The organism is Sphingobium sp. CFD-1 (genome assembly GCF_024611115.1).
Classification (GTDB): domain Bacteria; phylum Pseudomonadota; class Alphaproteobacteria; order Sphingomonadales; family Sphingomonadaceae; genus Sphingobium; species Sphingobium baderi_A.
Map to the genome: position 1 here is coordinate 1080595 of NZ_CP084398.1, position 16915 is coordinate 1097509.

At 60.5% G+C, this 16915-nt stretch carries 17 protein-coding genes; 8 read left to right on the top strand and 9 right to left on the bottom strand.

The features are described from left to right. Positions 1-4: 4 nt before the first annotated feature. The gene (locus LDB26_RS05530; RefSeq protein ID WP_257540867.1) at positions 5-1315 is read right to left on the bottom strand and encodes an MFS transporter; all 1311 of its coding nucleotides are present in this window, start codon (positions 1313-1315) and stop codon (positions 5-7) included. A 153-nt stretch (positions 1316-1468) separates the two neighbouring features. Between LDB26_RS05530 and pgsA the strand changes: the two genes are divergently transcribed. From pgsA to LDB26_RS05545, 3 genes are read left to right on the top strand one after another with little or no spacing between them, the layout of a single operon-like run. Next, positions 1469-2032, top strand: coding sequence for a CDP-diacylglycerol--glycerol-3-phosphate 3-phosphatidyltransferase (gene pgsA, locus LDB26_RS05535; protein ID WP_062068693.1), 564 nt, complete (start codon positions 1469-1471; stop codon positions 2030-2032). Between the two features lie 3 nt (positions 2033-2035). Continuing rightward, entirely contained in the window at positions 2036-2296 is a 261-nt protein-coding gene (moaD, locus tag LDB26_RS05540) for a molybdopterin converting factor subunit 1 (RefSeq protein WP_257540869.1), read from the top strand. Continuing rightward, positions 2293-2736: a molybdenum cofactor biosynthesis protein MoaE gene (locus LDB26_RS05545; RefSeq protein ID WP_257540871.1), complete on the top strand. Its 444-nt coding sequence runs from the start codon at positions 2293-2295 to the stop codon at positions 2734-2736. The genes moaD and LDB26_RS05545 overlap by 4 nt, the downstream gene beginning before the upstream one ends. Here the strand turns inward: LDB26_RS05545 and LDB26_RS05550 are convergent. Together LDB26_RS05550 and LDB26_RS05555 are read right to left on the bottom strand one after the other, a co-directional pair. Next, entirely contained in the window at positions 2733-3668 is a 936-nt protein-coding gene (locus LDB26_RS05550) for a hydrogen peroxide-inducible genes activator (protein WP_257540873.1), read from the bottom strand. The genes LDB26_RS05545 and LDB26_RS05550 overlap by 4 nt on opposite strands. 41 nt (positions 3669-3709) lie before the next feature. Then, the gene (locus LDB26_RS05555) at positions 3710-4483 is read right to left on the bottom strand and encodes a sulfite exporter TauE/SafE family protein (protein ID WP_062064651.1); all 774 of its coding nucleotides are present in this window, start codon (positions 4481-4483) and stop codon (positions 3710-3712) included. A gap of 171 nt (positions 4484-4654) precedes the next feature. Between LDB26_RS05555 and epsC the strand changes: the two genes are divergently transcribed. Together epsC and LDB26_RS05565 are read left to right on the top strand one after the other, a co-directional pair. Then, positions 4655-5374 (top strand): serine O-acetyltransferase EpsC, encoded by a 720-nt coding sequence (gene epsC, locus LDB26_RS05560; protein ID WP_257540875.1) that lies wholly within the window; start codon positions 4655-4657, stop codon positions 5372-5374. Further along, positions 5374-5718, top strand: a complete 345-nt coding sequence (locus LDB26_RS05565) for a DUF2794 domain-containing protein (RefSeq protein WP_062064655.1) — start codon at positions 5374-5376, stop codon at positions 5716-5718. Before epsC ends, LDB26_RS05565 begins: the two co-directional genes overlap by 1 nt. A gap of 4 nt (positions 5719-5722) precedes the next feature. On the opposite strand, the gene LDB26_RS05570 is transcribed toward LDB26_RS05565, so the two are convergent. Next, complete coding sequence (locus LDB26_RS05570; protein WP_257540897.1) at positions 5723-6796, bottom strand: hypothetical protein; 1074 nt, start codon at positions 6794-6796, stop codon at positions 5723-5725. A 137-nt stretch (positions 6797-6933) separates the two neighbouring features. Here LDB26_RS05570 and LDB26_RS05575 point away from each other — a divergent pair, with 137 nt between their 5' ends. Next, positions 6934-7866 carry a nitronate monooxygenase family protein gene (locus LDB26_RS05575; RefSeq protein WP_062064659.1) on the top strand — a complete coding sequence of 311 codons (933 nt, stop codon included), beginning with the start codon at positions 6934-6936 and terminating at the stop codon, positions 7864-7866. On the opposite strand, the gene LDB26_RS05580 is transcribed toward LDB26_RS05575, so the two are convergent. The 5 genes from LDB26_RS05580 to LDB26_RS05600 form a co-directional block, all read right to left on the bottom strand. Continuing rightward, positions 7861-8739 carry an alpha/beta fold hydrolase gene (locus LDB26_RS05580; RefSeq protein WP_257540899.1) on the bottom strand — a complete coding sequence of 293 codons (879 nt, stop codon included), beginning with the start codon at positions 8737-8739 and terminating at the stop codon, positions 7861-7863. The two genes, LDB26_RS05575 and LDB26_RS05580, sit on opposite strands and share 6 nt — an antisense overlap. A 112-nt stretch (positions 8740-8851) precedes the next feature. Further along, positions 8852-10417 (bottom strand): PAS domain-containing sensor histidine kinase, encoded by a 1566-nt coding sequence (locus tag LDB26_RS05585; RefSeq protein ID WP_306812053.1) that lies wholly within the window; start codon positions 10415-10417, stop codon positions 8852-8854. A gap of 205 nt (positions 10418-10622) precedes the next feature. Further along, the gene (locus LDB26_RS05590; protein WP_257540901.1) at positions 10623-11501 is read right to left on the bottom strand and encodes a TIGR03619 family F420-dependent LLM class oxidoreductase; all 879 of its coding nucleotides are present in this window, start codon (positions 11499-11501) and stop codon (positions 10623-10625) included. A gap of 191 nt (positions 11502-11692) precedes the next feature. After that, positions 11693-12028, bottom strand: coding sequence for a DUF4286 family protein (locus tag LDB26_RS05595; RefSeq protein ID WP_062064665.1), 336 nt, complete (start codon positions 12026-12028; stop codon positions 11693-11695). A 44-nt stretch (positions 12029-12072) separates the two neighbouring features. Next, a complete protein-coding gene (locus LDB26_RS05600) occupies positions 12073-14487 on the bottom strand; it encodes a TonB-dependent receptor (protein ID WP_062064667.1) in 2415 nt (804 codons plus the stop codon). Between the two features lie 293 nt (positions 14488-14780). Between LDB26_RS05600 and LDB26_RS05605 the strand changes: the two genes are divergently transcribed. Together LDB26_RS05605 and LDB26_RS05610 are read left to right on the top strand one after the other, a co-directional pair. Next, complete coding sequence (locus LDB26_RS05605; RefSeq protein ID WP_257540903.1) at positions 14781-15503, top strand: alpha/beta fold hydrolase; 723 nt, start codon at positions 14781-14783, stop codon at positions 15501-15503. Between the two features lie 20 nt (positions 15504-15523). Then, positions 15524-16771 carry a cytochrome P450 gene (locus LDB26_RS05610; RefSeq protein WP_257540905.1) on the top strand — a complete coding sequence of 416 codons (1248 nt, stop codon included), beginning with the start codon at positions 15524-15526 and terminating at the stop codon, positions 16769-16771. Positions 16772-16915 lie beyond the last annotated feature (144 nt).

Sequence of the window (16915 nt, forward strand, 5' to 3'; positions counted from 1 at the left end):
TCGGTCAGTCGCACAGGACGCCATCGCAGGCCTTGTGCAGTTTCCAGGCAAGCCAGGCGCACGGTAGCGTCAAGAGCGCCACCAACAGCAACTGATTGACCACAGACATGCCCGCGATGCTGAGGGCGATGGCGATCACCGATCCGATGACCATGGCCCCGGAATTCACAATATTATTGGCCGCCACGGTGCGCGCCGCTTCGCATTTTTCGACGGTCGTGGTCAAAAAGGCATAGAGTGGTACCACGAACATGCCGCCAAATGTCGCCACGCCCAGCAGGCAGAGCGAAAGAGCGATGGCGAGGGGGTGGGCCAGAAAGCCCGAGAGAGAAAGCAGTTCCCCGCCTGGCTCTGGCGTCCACAGGTCGCACACGATGTGGAAAGCGACGATGCAGAGTCCCATGCCGATGACCGAAGCCGGGGCAAATCGGGCAGAGACCTGTCCGCACAACAGCCGATTGATCGCGATGGAGCCAATGGCGATGCCGATGGAAAATATGGCCAGGAACAAGCTGGCGACCGCTTTGTCGGCGGTCAGCACATTCTTCACCAGCGGCGGGAACTGGATGAACAGGATGGAGCCAACCGCCCAAAACAGGCTGATCGACATGATCGCCAGGAAGAGGCGGCGGATATGCATCGTCCCGCGCACCAGTGTGACCGACGAGCGGATGATGTGAAAGTCGATCGGTTGCTTTTCCAACAGCGACGGGGCGGGGGGCACGGCGCGACCCGCCAGATAGCCGATGAGCGCGGTGACGATGATGCCGATGGCGGCCGCTTCGATCGGGATAAGACCCGCCAGGATCGTCCCGGCGAGAATGGCGATATAGGTGCCCGCTTCAACCAGCCCGGTGCCGCCCAGAACTTCCTCATCATGCAGGTGCTGGGGCAGGATCGCATATTTAATCGGGCCGAAGAAGGTCGAATGGACGCCCATCGCGAACAGCGCGGTCAACAGCAGGGGAATCGCAAGCATGTGAACGGCGATCCCGCTCCAGATGAGAGCAAGGCCCGCTGCGCCCACCGTCATGATCGCGATTTCCACGGCCTTCACGATGCGGATGATGGTCGCCTTGTCGCGCTGGTCGGCCAATTGCCCTGACAGCGCGGACAGAAGGAAGAATGGCAGGATGAAAATCCCCGTCGCCAGCGCGCTGAACCAGGTTTCCGATCTTTCGTCGTTATAGACCTGATACACCACGAACAGGACCATGGCGTTCTTGAACAGATTGTCGTTGAACGCGCCGAGGAGCTGAGTCACGAAAAGCGGCAGGAAACGGCGCTTGTTGAGAAGCCTGAGCGAGGCCTGCATGTGCGGTCGGTCTTCTTCGCTGTGGACAATCGGGCGGGGTCTAGCCGCTGGCGCCGTCGCTGTCCAACCCTCTCGTCCAATCCTGCTGCCCAATCGGGACCATTCGATGTTGCTATGCTTGTGCCTGCGGCCCGACTGTGGCAGTCCGCCGCTATGCTGACGCTGCCCAATCTGCTGACGCTTTCGCGTATACTGACCGTGCCCCTTCTGGTCGCGTTGCTCTGGCCCGCCGAAATCGGCGCGCGCTGGACCACCGGCTATGCGCTGGCCTTCGCTCTTTACTGCCTCATGGGCGTGACGGATTATTTCGACGGCTATCTTGCCCGCGCGCAGGGAGCCGTGTCCCGGCTGGGCATTTTCCTCGATCCGATCGCCGACAAGATCATGGTGGGCGCCGTGATCCTGATGCTGGCGGCGACGCGGGACATCGCCGGCATTCATATCGTCGCGGCCATGGTCATCCTGCTGCGAGAGATCGCCGTTTCCGGCCTGCGCGAATTTCTGGCGGGATTGCAGGTCTCCGTCCCGGTGTCCCGCCTCGCTAAATGGAAGACAACCCTTCAGATTATCGCCCTGGGCGCGCTGATCCTGGCTGGCGCGGTGCCGCAATATGCTTTCGTGCAGATGATCGGCCTTGCGACATTATGGGCCGCCGCCGTGCTGACGCTCATCACCGGATGGGATTATCTGCGCGTCGGCATCCGGCATATGGATTGAACGATGGCGACGCTGACCCTCGTCTATTTCGCCTGGGTGCGCGAAGCCATCGGCCTGGATGAAGAGCGTATCGAGCGGCCTGCGCCCGGCAAGACCATAGGCGATCTGGTCGCGGCATTGGCGTTGCGAGGCGGCGGATATGCGGAAGCCTTGAGCGATGCTTCCCGCCTTCGCGCAGCGCTCGATCAGCGTTTCGTTCCGTTCAGCGATGTGATCGGGGAGGCGCGGGAACTGGCGCTCTTCCCCCCGGTGACGGGCGGATGAGGCGGATTTCCATCCAGACGGAGGATTTCGACGCGGCCATCGAACTTGCCGCACTGGAAGCGCTGGGTGGTGGCGGTGTGGCGAGCTTTACCGGCATCGTGCGGGGCGAGGGTAGGCTGACGGCGCTGGAACTGGAGCATTATCCAGCGATGACCCTGCCGCAGGCCGAACGGATCGTTGATGAAGCGATGTCTCGCTGGCCGCTATTGGGCGTCAGCGTCGTTCACCGCGTGGGACGGCTGGAGCCCGGGGCGCGCATCGTCTTTGTCGGCACGGCATCCCGCCACAGGACGGCGGCGCTGGAAAGCTGCGCTTACCTGATCGACTGGCTGAAATCCCACGCGCCCTTCTGGAAGAAGGAGCATTTCACCGATGGCGCGGCTCGCTGGGTCGAAGCGCGCGCGGAGGATGAGGAAAAAGCACGCGGCTGGACGCGCTAAAGCGGCGACGCCTCGCCATGGTTCAGCGGTGGCGTTTCCGCCGCCCGTAAAATTTCGGCAAGGAGGCGGAATTCCTTCTCTCGCGGGCTGTTTTTGCGCCAGATCAGCGCAATATCCCGGCAGGCCCGTTCCGATTGCAAAGGACGCGCCGTGATATGGGTATGGTCCAATATGCCCCCGGTGATCGCCATTTCCGGCAGCATGGTGACGCCCAACCCATTGTCGACCATCTGCACCAGCGTGTGCAGCGATGTTCCCATCATCGTGGCGCTGGCCCGCAATTCTGGCCGGTTGCATGCCGCCAGTGCATGGTCTTTCAGGCAATGCCCGTCCTCCAGCAGGAGCAGCTTCGTTTCGTCGATCATATCCGGGCCGATCCATTCGGGCGGATCGCGCGGATCGTCGCGTGGGAAGGCGACATAGAGCCGGTCCTGGAACAGGATTTCGCTATCCACCTCGCCCGTGGGGAAGGGCAGAGCCAGAAGGACGCAATCCACATTGCCATGGCGCAGGGATTCTATGCCTGCCTGCGTCGTTTCTTCACGCAAATAGAGTTTGAGTTCTGGGCGGTCGGCCCGCAGGCGAGGCAGCAGGCGCGGCAGGAGAAAAGGCGCGATGGTTGGGATGACGCTCATCCTGAGTTCACCGGTCAGTGGCTTGCCGGAAGCCTCTGCGATGGCGGACAGTTCCTCGGCTTCGCGAAGGACGCGGTGCGCTTTTTCAACGATCTGATCGCCCAGCGCTGTGAAGCGCACCACGCGCCGCGTCCGCTCCACCAGCGTCACGCCGATCAGCGATTCCAGTTCCCTGATCCCCGCCGAAAGCGTGGATTGGGTGACATAGCAGCTATCGGCCGCCTTGCCGAAATGCTCATGCTCTTTTAGCGCCACCAGATATTGGAGCTGTTTGAGCGTGGGCATGTAGTTGGACATCTTGATCGGCTTTCTCGATTAACAAGCCGAATATAAGTGATCTAACCTATATATCCAAGCCATTTGGCGACTCCGAACAGCGACGTCAGGGTCAGGATGACTCCCACCGCGACAAACAGGACGCGAGGCGCGACATGGCGGGCCAGCATGGCTCCGAACGGTGCGGCCACAACGCCGCCGACGAGAAGGCCGATGGTGTATGTCGTGAATGTCTCCCACCCCAGATGCAGCAGGAAGGTGATACTGATCGAAAGGGTAAGGAAAAACTCGACTGTGTTCACCGTCCCGATCGTATGCCTTGGACTGGACCCCTGGATCAGCAGATTGGATGTGACTACCGGTCCCCATCCGCCGCCGCCTGTGGCATCCATGAAGCCGCCGGCAAGCCCCAGTGGCGCCACCCATTTCGGATCGCGCGCCTGTGGAGGGAAATGGAAACCACGCCAGATCAGATAGATGCCAATGCTGGTCAGATAGATCTGGACTATCGGCTTAATGATCGCGCCGTCGATGTTGGACAGCAGATAGGCGCCCGCCACGCCGCCGATCATGCCCGGAATGATGAGGCGCGCGAACAGGCGCCAGTCGACATTGCGATGCGCGATGTGGCTGATCGCCGAAACGCCGGTGGTGAAGGTTTCCGCCGCATGGACGCTGGCCGATGCCTTGCTCGGCGGCAGGCCCAAGGCCAGCAGCAGGGTGCTTGAAATGACGCCATAGGCCATGCCCAGCGCGCCGTCGATCATCTGGGCCCCAAAGCCGATGAGGATGAAGGGCAGGATGTCGCCGAAATGATTGAGGAGAGAATCGATCATGAACCGCCTATAAATCGAATGTCTACCTCAATGATAGAAATTGCGCGTAAAGCCAAGCAGCTTTCCTTTCCACGATGATAAGCTGTCTTTAGGGCTTCTCTGGAAAAATCAGGCCCATGCGACTATGTAGAGCGGAACCGTGCATGGCACGGGTTGTTCAGGGACGAAAAGATGCTGCGTAACCTCATGGCATATCTGGACTCGGTGAAGTCGCGGGATCCGGCGCCTCGATCGCGCGCGGAAATCCTGCTCTATCCTGGCGTCTGGTCGCTGGCCTTTCATCGTATAGCTCACCGTCTGTATCGTGTGCGGCTCTATTTCCTTGCCCGGGCGGTGAACCATTTGTCCCGGCTCCTGACAGGGAACGACATTCATCCCGGCGCCAGGATCGGCAAGCGTTTCTTCATCGATCATGGCTTTACCGTCATTGGAGAGACTGCGGAAATCGGCGATGACGTCACACTCTATCAGAATGTGACGCTCGGCGGAACGGACCCGGCCAATGGCATTGCCGGAAAGCGCCATCCGACACTGGGAGATGGCGCGATCGTGGGTTCTGGCGCGCAAGTCCTGGGACCGATTCGCGTAGGCGCGCGCGCGCGCGTAGGGGCCAATGCCGTGGTGACCAAGGATGTGCCGGAAGGGGCGACGATGGTCGGCATACCGGCGCGGCAGATGCTGGTCGATGTCACGGCCTATCAGCGTGACTTCGTGCCTTATGGCACGCCCTGCTCCGATTGCTTCGATCCTGAAAAGCAGAAGCTGGAACTGCTCCAGTGCGAGGTGGAGCAACTTCAAAAGCGCTTGGCCCAACTGATCAAGGAACAGCGTGGGGCTGGTTCGGACGGCAAGGACGACATTCCTCTTTTCAAGGAACGTGATCGCGCCTGATGTCCAATGTGACACCCTTTCCGGCTTATGGGCAAAAGGTCGGGCAGACCGGGTTTGATCGTCAGGAACTCCAGCGGATCATGGATCTGTATGGTCGCATGGTTTCGGCGGGGCACTGGCGCGACTATGCGCTGGACATGGGCCGGGACGCGGCGATTTTCTCCGCCTTTCGCCGGTCCGCCGAACGCCCCGAATATCGCATCGAAAAGCGCCCCGCGCTGCGCCACCGGCAAGGTATGTGGGCATTGATCGGTGAAGCGGGGCATGTCCTCAAGCGCGGACAGGAGCTTCAGGGCGTCCTCGCGCCCGTTGAACGCAAACTGCTCAAGATTGTCGAGGATTGACGGATCAGGCCGCGGCCTGATCCAGAGAGGCACGGTCCAGATAGGGCAGGCGATCCGTCAGCACATCGGGCAAGCTGCCGACGACCCAAGCCCGCGCCCGATGCCAAAGGGCGGATAGAAGCAACAGGGCCGATCCGATCACCAGCGCGGTAAAGGCAGCGGACAATTCGACCGCGCCCGCCTTGTGGAACAGCGCATAGAGCGCGAACAGCACATAAGCCAGACTTGAAACCAGAAGGGCGCGCCGGTCGATCGCCAGTGCCACCAGTCCAAAGGCGACATAGAGCGCGATGACCATCACGGCCTTGCCGATGCCCATTTCATTCCCGTCGAACACGCCCAACAGATGAAACAGCGAATGGGCGATCATGGGAGCCGCTGTCAGATGCAGCCAGAAAGCCACGTCGGAACGCCGGGTCGTGCGTCCCCGGTCCGACATGTCCCAGCGCATCGCCAGTGCAAAGATCGCAAGGCCCGCAATCAGCAGCAGAATGATCCATAGTCTTTCATTTCCCGGCGCGATGGACAGGACGAGGCCCGCTACGACCGCTGCGCCCGCCGCTGCTCCCGCTGCGACGGTGATGGGCACCATGAAACGCCGCCAGTGCATCCAGGCCGCAACGGCGCTCGCCAGAGCAATGGCGGACACGATCAGTCCCTCAATCCTGTCATCCGCATCGGGCAAGATCTGTCCGGCCAGCGCCGTCAGAGCAAACGCCACGCCGCCGACAAATCCACCCAGCAACAATATCGAGGGCAGGGCCATCCGCCGCTGACGCGTGAAATATTCCGCCAGCCCCCAACTGGCTGCTGCCACCAGCAGGCCCGATGCGATGGAAGGGTGATATTCCGCCGCGCCCAACCGCAGGCTGTTGCCCAGCCATCCGACGGCTACCAGCAATATGATGCTGGCAATGGCGACGAAGATATCGTTGAAGCCCGTCAGCAGGCGGAAATATTCTTCATCGACGACCGGGCTGGCGCGCATCCGGGCGACATGGTCGCGCAGCGCGTTGGCGGCATCGGCTGAAAGGGCGCCGGCCGCTACGGCATCCTGTAGATCGCTTTCGCTATACATGGCCAGCCTCCGCCAAATGCCTGATCCCAGGCGATCTAACATTGCTGTATTATTTAATCAACACAGCAGATTTTCTCCTTTTTCCTACCTCTTTGCGATGATAGCGCCACGGTTGCCTAAGAGGGAGAAACACCGACATGACCCTGCCAGCGTTGCTAGAAGGCCGCCTGTCCCTTCCGCTGATCGGATCGCCCATGTTCCTCGTATCGCGGCCTTCCCTGGTCATCGCGCAATGCCGCGCGGGCATTGTCGGCGCGTTTCCCTCGCTCAACGCTCGGCCTTCGGGCACTCTTGAAAGCTGGCTTCAGGAGATCGAGGAAGCGCTGACCGAAACGGACGCCCCTTTCGCCGTCAACCTCATCGTCCACCGCACCAATGCGCGGCTGGAGGAGGATCTGGCGCTTTGCGTCAAATATAAGGTGCCGATCGTCATCACCTCGCTCGGCGCGCGGGAAGATGTGAACCGGGCGATCCACAGCTATGGTGGCATCGTCCTGCATGACGTCATCAACAATGTCTTTGCGCGCAAGGCGGTTGAAAAGGGCGCAGATGGCCTGATCGCCGTGGCGGCCGGGGCAGGGGGACATGCGGGCACCTTGTCACCCTTTGCGCTGGTGGAGGAAATCCGCTCCTGGTTCGATGGGCCATTGGCGTTGTCCGGCGCAATCGCAACGGGACGTTCCATTGCCGCGGCGCGGATGATGGGGGCGGACCTTGCCTATATGGGATCTCCCTTCATCGCGACGGAGGAAGCCGATGCCGATCCCGCCTACAAGCAGATGATCGTCGACAGCGGCGCGGGCGATATCGTGTATTCCGACGTGTTCAGCGGCGTTCTGGGCAACTATCTGAAACCCAGCATCGTCGCGGCGGGCATGGACCCCGACAATCTGCCCGCAGCGGCGTCGATGGATTTCGCGAAACTGGGCGGCGATGGAAAGAAGGCGTGGCGCGACATCTGGGGCGCCGGACAGGGCATTGGCGCAATCCGCAAGATTCAGCCCGCAGGCGCCTTCATCGACCAGCTCAAGGCTGAATATCGCGACGCCGTGGCTGCTTTCCCTTCATAAGAAAGCGCGCAGTTCGGCAATGAAGCGGCCGAACTGGTCGTGATGCAGCCAATGGCCGGCATCGGCGAATTCCACCAGTCGCGCATCCTGAAAATGAGCGGCCCGGCCATCCTGAACCGGATTTGACGCCCAGCTGTCCAGGCCAAGGCACAACATGACGGGGCAGGTGATCCGGCTCCAGAATTGCGGCAGTTCGTCGTCGATACCAGTGTCCGGCGACCAGCCCCGCAGGCTGGAGTCGAATTTCCAACCATAGCTGCCGTCCTCGTTCCGGTTGGTGCCGTGAATGGTCAGGTGCAACGCCTGCTCGACGGACAGATGGTCGTTGCGCGCGCGCATCCGCTCCACGCCTGCTTCGATCGAGGCCAGCTTGCGGCTGGGTTTGTGCAACGTGCTCCGCCGCCGATCGATCCATTCGCGCCATTTGTCGACCGCGGGTTCTTCCGCCTTTTCCCGTAAGCGCGCGGGGGAAAGTCCAAGCCCCTCAATCGCGACCAGCTTCGCCACGCGCTCGGGATAAAGCCCCGCATAACGCAGGCTGATGGCGCCGCCGAGTGAATGGGCGACGATCGTCACCGTCTCTTCGCCGATCATATCCACCATCTGCGCCAGATCGTAGACGAAGCTGCTCATCATGTAGCCGCCGTCGGAAGACCAGCCGCTGTCGCCATGTCCGCGCAGATCGACGGCCATGACATGATAGTCGCCGCAAAGCGCGCGGGCGGTCCAGTCCCAGCTGCGCGCATGGTCGAAGCCCCCATGCACCAGAAGCAGGGCCGGCGCTGCAGAATTTCCCCAATCCACATAGTGCAAGCGTGTCCGCAGCGACGTGAAGAAATGCGATGTGGGTGTGGGCGCTGCGGGCGTGTCCATGCGATCCTGCCGGCTGAAAAGAAGGTTTATTTCCTTCCTTTGGTCATGCACCGGCCGCTTGCAATAGCCATGCGGAAAAAATCCACATTCCCCCCTTTGCTGTTCGGGAAATCTATCCCTGGCCGGAATCGCCATTGCTGCCGCCAGCCGGGTCAGGCAAGGGCCGGCGGCGTATCGAGCTTACGATCTGGGCCAGCGCCGCTTGTTTGAAGGGCTTGTCCAACCTGGGCCTGCTGCTTGCATGGGGTGGTAACTCGGCAAAGCCGGTGATGATGATGACCGGCAGGCCGGGTATTTTTTCCTCGATCGCGTCGGCCAGCTGCGCGCCGGTCATGCCGGGCATCGCATGATCGGTGATGACCAGATCGACGTCGCCTTGCTCCAATATCCGAAGGGCGTCGGCCGCGCCGCTGGCCTGAAATACCGTGTGCCCCAGATCCTCCAGCATCCCCGCCGTGTTGATGAGCACGAGATCATCATCGTCGACCGCCAGAATGACCAGTGGCGTGCTGGTTTCATATGCCACTTCCGTTACGGTTGCCTCGGCGCGTGGGACGTTGGCCGCCGCTACCGGCAACCAGAGCGAAACCGTCGTGCCCTTGCCCGCCTCGCTTTCGATGGTCATTGCGCCGCCGCACTGTTCGGCAAAACCGTGGACCATCGACAGCCCAAGCCCCGTCCCTTTGCCCACGCCCTTCGTGGTGAAAAAAGGTTCGGTGGCGCGTGCCAGCGTCGTTTCGTCCATGCCTTCGCCCTCGTCGATGACCGACAGGCGGATATAGGGGCCGGGTTGCAGGTCGCCGCGAGGAATTGGCGGGGTTGCGACTTCGCTCCCCTCGAGGATCAGGCAACCCACGCCACGCATCGCGTCGCGCGCATTGACCGCAAGGTTGAGCAGCGCGAGTTCGAGTTGCCCCGGATCCGCCTGAGCGGACGCCAGGACAAGGGGGAATCGGGTTTCGATTCCCACGCCCGTGCCCAGTGTGGCCTTGAGCAATTCGGCCATGTCCCGCACCAGCGCGATGCAATCGACGCTTTGCAGTTTCAGTTCCTGTTTGCGCGCAAAGGCCAACATGCGCTGCGTCAGGGTCGCGCCCCGCTCTGCTGCGGCCATGGCGTTGTCTATATAGCGGGAAATATCGGCCCCGCTGGCCAAACGCTGCCGCGCAAGATCCAGGCTGCCCACGATGACCGCCAGCAGATTGTTGAAATCATGGGCCACGCCGCCCGTCAATTTACCGATGGCTTCCATTTTCTGCGTCTGGAAAATGGCCTCGCGCGCTTCTTCCAAAGCCTGCTGCGCCTCGCGCCGTTCGGTAAGGTCGCGCGTGACCTTGGCAAAGCCCAGAAGCTCACCTTCGGCATTGCGGATGGCATCGATGACGACGCTTGCCCAGAATCGCGATCCGTCCTTGCGGATTCGCCATCCCTCCGCCTCGAAACGCCCTTCGCGCGCCGTTGTGTCTAGTGCCCGCGAGGGAACGCCTGCCAACCTGTCATCTTCCGAATAGAAACGGGAGAAATTTTGGCCGATAATTTCGCTTTCCCGATATCCCTTCAGCCGCTCGGCCCCGGCGTTCCAACTGCTCACCGTACCGGCGGGATCGAGCATGTAGATCGCATAGTCCGTCACGCTCTGGATGAGCAGTTCGAACCGGTTTTCCAGCCGGTCAGGCATTGCCTTTTTCATCCGGACCTGAAATCCTTGCCATATGCGCCCTGGAAACCGAACGCATCGCGCGGGATAACGGTTCCTTGCTACGCAGGATTTGGCATTCGATCGGTCAATCCAGGCACTTGCAGGATAGCTGTTCAACGGGAAATAGGGTTGGGCAAGGTTTTGCGGCGATCTGGTTCTTATGCGGAAAACAGGTTGAGGATTCTCATATCCTTAATCCCGTCGCGATGATCTCGATGGCGCGCCGCGCTTCGTCGATGGAAGCGATTTTGGGCAAGGTCACGGCGACGCGATCGGCTCCGGCATCCTCATAAATTCGCACAGCGTCCAGTTCGGACTCCGGTGTCAGAATGACGGAAATGTCGAAATGATCGATCTTTCTCCCTGCATCTTCGGCGAAGCGGTGGAGCTTGGCTCGACTCTCCTTCAAATTCTCCGGGCCGGAGCCCTCGCCAAAGGCGAGCCGATCATTGTGATATACGGGTATCCAGCCTTCGCAGCTGGTCGCGACCCGGCGTAGAACCCTGTCGTTAAACCCGCCTAGCGATATCGGCGGATGCGGCTGGGTGAGGGGGCGTGGACCGAGCAATGTGGGCGGAAATTTGAAAAACTCGCCATCGAAGGTGAAGCTGTCCTGGGTCCACAGACCTTTCATCACCGCAATGCTTTCCATCGTATAGTCCCAGCGCCGCTCGAAGCTGCCGCCAGTCAGTTCGATTTCCAGTCTGCTCGCGCCGCCCACGCCCAGCCCCAGGCTAAAGCGGCCGCCACTATAGCGGTCGATGGTTGCGACCTGCTTCGCCACAACGACTGGATGCTGCATGGGCATTATAAGCACACTGGTGGACACTTCGATGCGCTTGGTCATGGCCAGTGCGCGAGCCGCTCCGATCAGGGGGTCGAGATAGAGTGGAACGCCGAAATGGGGCGGCAAGACTGGCTCGTCCAGCGGCCGGATTGTGTGATGACCATAGGTCACCCAGTCCAGTCCCGCCTCTTCGGCGATCTGGCATATCTCGCCCATGTCGACATCGGCTATGGGGTGGCCAGGGTCCGCATAAGGGCGGCTTAGTCCGATTTTCATCACATCCTCCTGGGCTCTCGCGGCATGGGGCAAGCAATCCTATGGCAATCGTTTCCCTCGCCGACGTGCATCAATGCTGGCCGCGCTTTCCGGCGGGATTGCCGTTGAGGCGGCTCTATGGCCTGCTTTTGATGCCCAGCGGAAAGGGACTGAGGCGGATGGTATGTCCTGTCCTGCCGTCAGACCATGTTCTAGACCTCAACTACCGGTGTGATCTCCTCGTAGAGATGGATGGCCATATCCGACTGGGAAAAGGCGTCGCTCATTTCCATCTGGCCTGTCTCGACAAGAGTCTGGAGCTCCGCGACAATCGCAGAGGGATCATCGGTCTGCATCCGGTAGATGGCCATGTAGCGCTGATGCGGAGCATCCTCCGCTTCTGGGTCAACCAGCCGGAATCGCTGCGCCGAAACGAAGCCGGGTACGGCGACCACGTCCGCCAGATGACGATTGCTGTACCAGTCGTTATACTCCTGATCGCGACCTGGCACCGGATTGCTCAGCACGACATATGCATAGTTTTTCACAGCCGTCCCTTTGATGTGTCCCTCGCAAGAGCGGTAGTCCTTCGTCAGAAACGATAGCGGGCCGATACGCCCCAGGTGCGCGGATCGCCGACATAGACTGAACTGGTCGGAAAATTGGCGAGCAGAACGCTCGGCGACTGGTAATAATGGGCGCCGGTCAGGTTGCGGACGTAAACACCCAGGTCGAAGCCGGACCCTCCGATCCCGCGCCAGTCGAGCCGTGCGTTCGCCAGAGCATATCCCGGCAATTTTTCGCCATTCTGCCCGCCGAAGTCATCGGTCATATAGATATCGCCATTGAAAACGATCTCGCCGTCGGCGGGCCTGAACGGCAGGGTCCAGCTCACGCTGGCCGTGCCGGCAAAGCTGGGCGTGGGCAAGTTGACCTGCGCTTCGGTGGCGACCGGTGTCGGAACGCCTGGACCGAACGTTACCGAGCCGAGCGACTTGACCTTCTGCTTGGTGAACGCCCCGTTGAACGAGACAGTGAGGGAACGGACCGGGCTGACCGAAGCTTCGATCTCAACGCCATATATTTCCAGATTTGCAATGTTCGCGGCGACGGAGCCATTGGTCGGTTGATCCGGCGTGGTAAAGGGCAGGCCGACATTCTGGGCATTCAGGAATTGCAGCGCGCCTTTGTAGTCGGTGTAGAATGCGGCGATGTTGAAGAAACCGCGAGCTTCCCCTGACCGGAAACTGAGCTTCGCGCCGATCTCGCCGTCAGTCAGTTTTTCTTCCTTGGTGTTCTGGTAGGGGCGCAGGTCGGGGCAAGCGCCACCTGGATTGGAGCAGCCGACGCCACCGGTGGTGAACGGGCTTTCGAAGCCGGGCGTGTTGACGTTCGCGCCACGATAGCCACGCCGTGACACGATATAGAGCAGGGTGTTGTCGTTCGGCTTGTAGTCGAAACCAATGGTCCAACTGGGCTCCTGACCTTTGTTGCTTACGATAGCCACGCCGTCGATGAGCCCGAGTGCAGCTTGCGCGTCGCATGTCTCCCGGTCAACATAGGTCGACCATATGCCGCCGCCGCAAGCATTGACCTTGTCCCAGCTATAGCGTGCTCCGACATTGAAACGCAGCTTGTCGGTAAGATCGATCCCGACCTGCCCGAACACCGCGTAATTTTTGTTGGCGACATGGGCTGTTACGGGAACGCCATCGACATCGCCCACCGCGAAGGCGCGGAAATTGGAACCCATCGGCCCGGTGGAGCGATCATTATTATAGAAACCGCCGACGATGAAATTGAATCCATCGAATTCGCCAAGTACCTGAAGTTCGTTGGTTATATACTGCCGCTGAATCACCGATCCTGCGTGAAAGATGGAGAATTGCGATCCGAAGAACGGGGCGCCGGAAGAGAAGAAGAGTGGGCCGGTGGCGCCGGTGTTAATCATCTGATCCGCGCGGTTCTTGCGGAAGCCAAAGATGTTCCGGACGGTGATGTTGCCGAAGGTCAACGAAGTGTCGTTGGTTATACCCAGTTGTCGGCGATAGGCCTGGCCGCCGTTGATGCCGTCATCGAACGCGCCGTAGAAGTTCTTCTTCTGTATCTCGCGATAGTTCGCGATCTGCGCGTCGAGATACGCGCCCTCCGTCGGCCCGAAGATCGCCCCCAGCACACCGGGCTGGGCGCGGTAGAGATAAAGGCCGCCTGCACGTTCATTGGCGCGGAAATAATCCACTATGGTCAGGCTCTTGATCCAGTCGGTCGGCTCGATTAGCAGCGATGCCCGGACGCTGTCCTGATGCACATTGTCGAAGTCGGGACCGCCATTCAGATTTTTCGTTCGGCCATCCTGACGTCGCATTTGTCCCGCCACGCGCAGGGCCATTTTGTCGGGAATGATCGGGATGTTGAGCGCGCCCTCCAATTCCCTGTAGTCGAAGCGGCCATAGGTCCCTTCTATATAGCCGCCGAAATCATATGTTGGCGCTTCGGGGCTCACCAGCACTGCGCCCCCCAGAGTGTTGCGGCCGAACAAAGTGCCTTGAGGCCCCTTGAGCACTTGGATGCTAGCCAGATCGTAGGTAGGAATATTCGATCCCACGGAAGGCAGAGGCACGTTCGCGAAATAGGTGACGACACCCGGCGACACCTCGCCCAGCGGAACCTGACCGATGCCGCGAAGGGATACGGCTGAATTTTCCTTGCCGCCTTCGGCCCCAGCCCGGAAACCGGGCGTGATGGTGTTGATGTCCTGAACGGTCTGGACCGTGCTGCGCTCGAGCGCAGCGGCGGAGAAGGCGCTCACTGAAACAGGAACGTCCTGCAGTCTTTCGTCGCGTCGCCGTGCGGTAACGACAATGTCGCTGGCTGTGCCATAGCCGGAACCAAGTTGCTGTGGTTCTTCGGCTGCCTGCGAAGGTGCATCCTGGGCCCATAATGGTGTCGCCGGCATTACCGCCGTTCCGCTCAAAAGGCCGAGCGTCGCGAGGATCTGTCGTTTCATGGAATTATCCTCCCCTTTATATTCCCGTCTTCCGCCGTTTTATTAAGCGGCGGCGTGACGATTTGGTCGTCATCGGCATCGCCTGTTTTATGGACCCGGCGTCATATAGCGGTGTCGGCGCTGGAGCCACTGGCGTGACCGGCGGGGTAAACAATTGACCGACCAGCGACACTCGATCGCGTTGCCGCCGCTGCTGCGGTCGCGACATAGTGATGTCCGACAGAGAAGCTGGCCTGAACATATCCGATGACCCGATGTGCGACGGTTCGGAACGGGCCGTGCAAAGGATGATAATGGCGACATATATACTGGTGCACGGTGGAGGGATGGGCGGTTGGGTATGGAAATATATCGCCGATCCGCTCCGCTCGGCTGGCCATATCGTGCACACGCCCACCCTCACCGGCTTTGGTGATCGTCATCACCTGATTTCATGCGATATAGATACGGCGGTGCACGCGACCGATATCGCGCGGATGATGGAATGCGAGGAAGTATGGGACGCGGTTCTGGTCGTGCACAGTTACGCCGGTGCCGTCGCGCCGCTGCTGCTGACGATGGCGGGAGACCGCATTCGCAGGGTGATCTATCTCGACGCCATCGTGCCCATGGCGGGGGAGAGCGTGGCGGAAGCAATGGGCTTTCTATCGGCCGAGGCGGTCGTTGGACTACGTGCCCAGCATGCGGCGGGCCAAGGTCCGCTGGGTGCTGGCGTGCCCGATCAGGTACGCAAAATGGCTGATATTGAGCCGCAGCGCATGTCGGCTGATCGTGATGCATGGGTTTTTCGTCATCTGACCGACATGCCGCTCAGCGCCAACATCTGCGCCATACCCGTGGGAGCCGATGCGATAACCCATCGGGTCGATTATCTGGGCGTGCCCCATACGATGATGCATCCGATGCACGCGCGGGCCGACGCGCTGGGCTGGACCGTGCATCAACTGGGCGGTGACCGAGACCATATGGTTCATGTGGGCGATCCGGACGCGGTGCTGACATATCTGATTGAATAGCACAGGACAGGAGAGCGACCATGGCCGAGGTGGCCGATACGGCGGCGGACGCAAGGGCATGTGAGGCGATACCAGCGCACGTTCCCGCTGGCATGGTCCGGGATTATCCGCTGAAAGTCAGTGACAAGACCACAGAAAATCCATTCGACCGGATCATTCCGGAGATCGCGGCCGGGCCCATCGCCTTCTATGCGGAGGGTGTGTTGCCTACCGGCGACCCAGGCTGGGTCTTTCGTCGCTCGGAAGATTTGCGCGCCATCTTCAAGGATGGCGAGAATTTTACAGCACGCGGCTGGTCCAGCTTCAGTGGTTTGATCGGCGACAGCTGGTATCAGGTGCCGGTGGAATATGATCCACCCGAACACACAGCCCTGCGCGCTCTGCTCAACCCGTTGCTTGCGCCGCAACGCATGGCGGCACTGGATGCCAGGGTGCGCGCTTATGCCCGCAACTACATCGATACATTCCGTGACCGCGGCTCGTGCGAATTCATGAGCGAGTTCGCATTCAAGTTTCCCATCGCCGTGTTTCTGGAGCTTATGGGGTTGCCACAGGAAGATGTGGACCAGTTGCTCGCATGGGAGATGAATCTGCTGCATCAACCCGATGTGTCCGAAATCGCGCGTGCCACCAGGGCTGTGCGGGACTATCTCGTCGACAAGCTGGATGCGGCCCGCAAAAATCCCAGGGACGATTTCATCGGCTTCATCGCCACGGGTAAAGTCGGGGAACGTCCGCTCAGTCGTGACGAACAGATCGGGATGGCCTTCAATTTCTATACCGGGGGCCTCGACACGGTCTCCACGAACCTTGGATTGCACTTCCGACACTTCGCGGAGCATGGTGAGGATCAGGCCTGGTTGCGGAAAAACCCGGATAAGATCGTACTGGCCACCGAAGAGCTTCTGAGAGCTTATGCCGCTGTCACCACGTTCCGCATATGCGTCAAGGAAGTGGAGATCGCGGGTGTTCGTGTCATGCCTGGCGATCGGGTGGCGATGAGCACCACACTCGCCAACCGGGATGCGGACAAATATGACGCCCCCAATGAGGTCAGGCTCGACCGGGGGCCCTCGCACGACAGCTTCGCGCATGGGCCCCATCGTTGTGTCGGCATGCATCTAGCTCGGCGCGAATTGCATGTGGCGATAGAGGAATTCCTGAGGGCCGTTCCCCAATTCCATATCGCCCCGGACGCCGTCATTGTTTCCACGTTGGGGCCGATCATTCAGCCGGAAACGCTTCCCCTGGTCTGGTCCGCCAGATGATCGCGGTGCGTCCGCTTGCCGCAACCGATGGCCGATTTGAGTTTCCATCGTTCGTTGTGGTGGCCGTCGCCGCGCGGATAATCATGACGACGCAGTTTTAAAGGCGTCCCTACGCTTTATCGAGCAGCCGGGATGTCGCGAAGG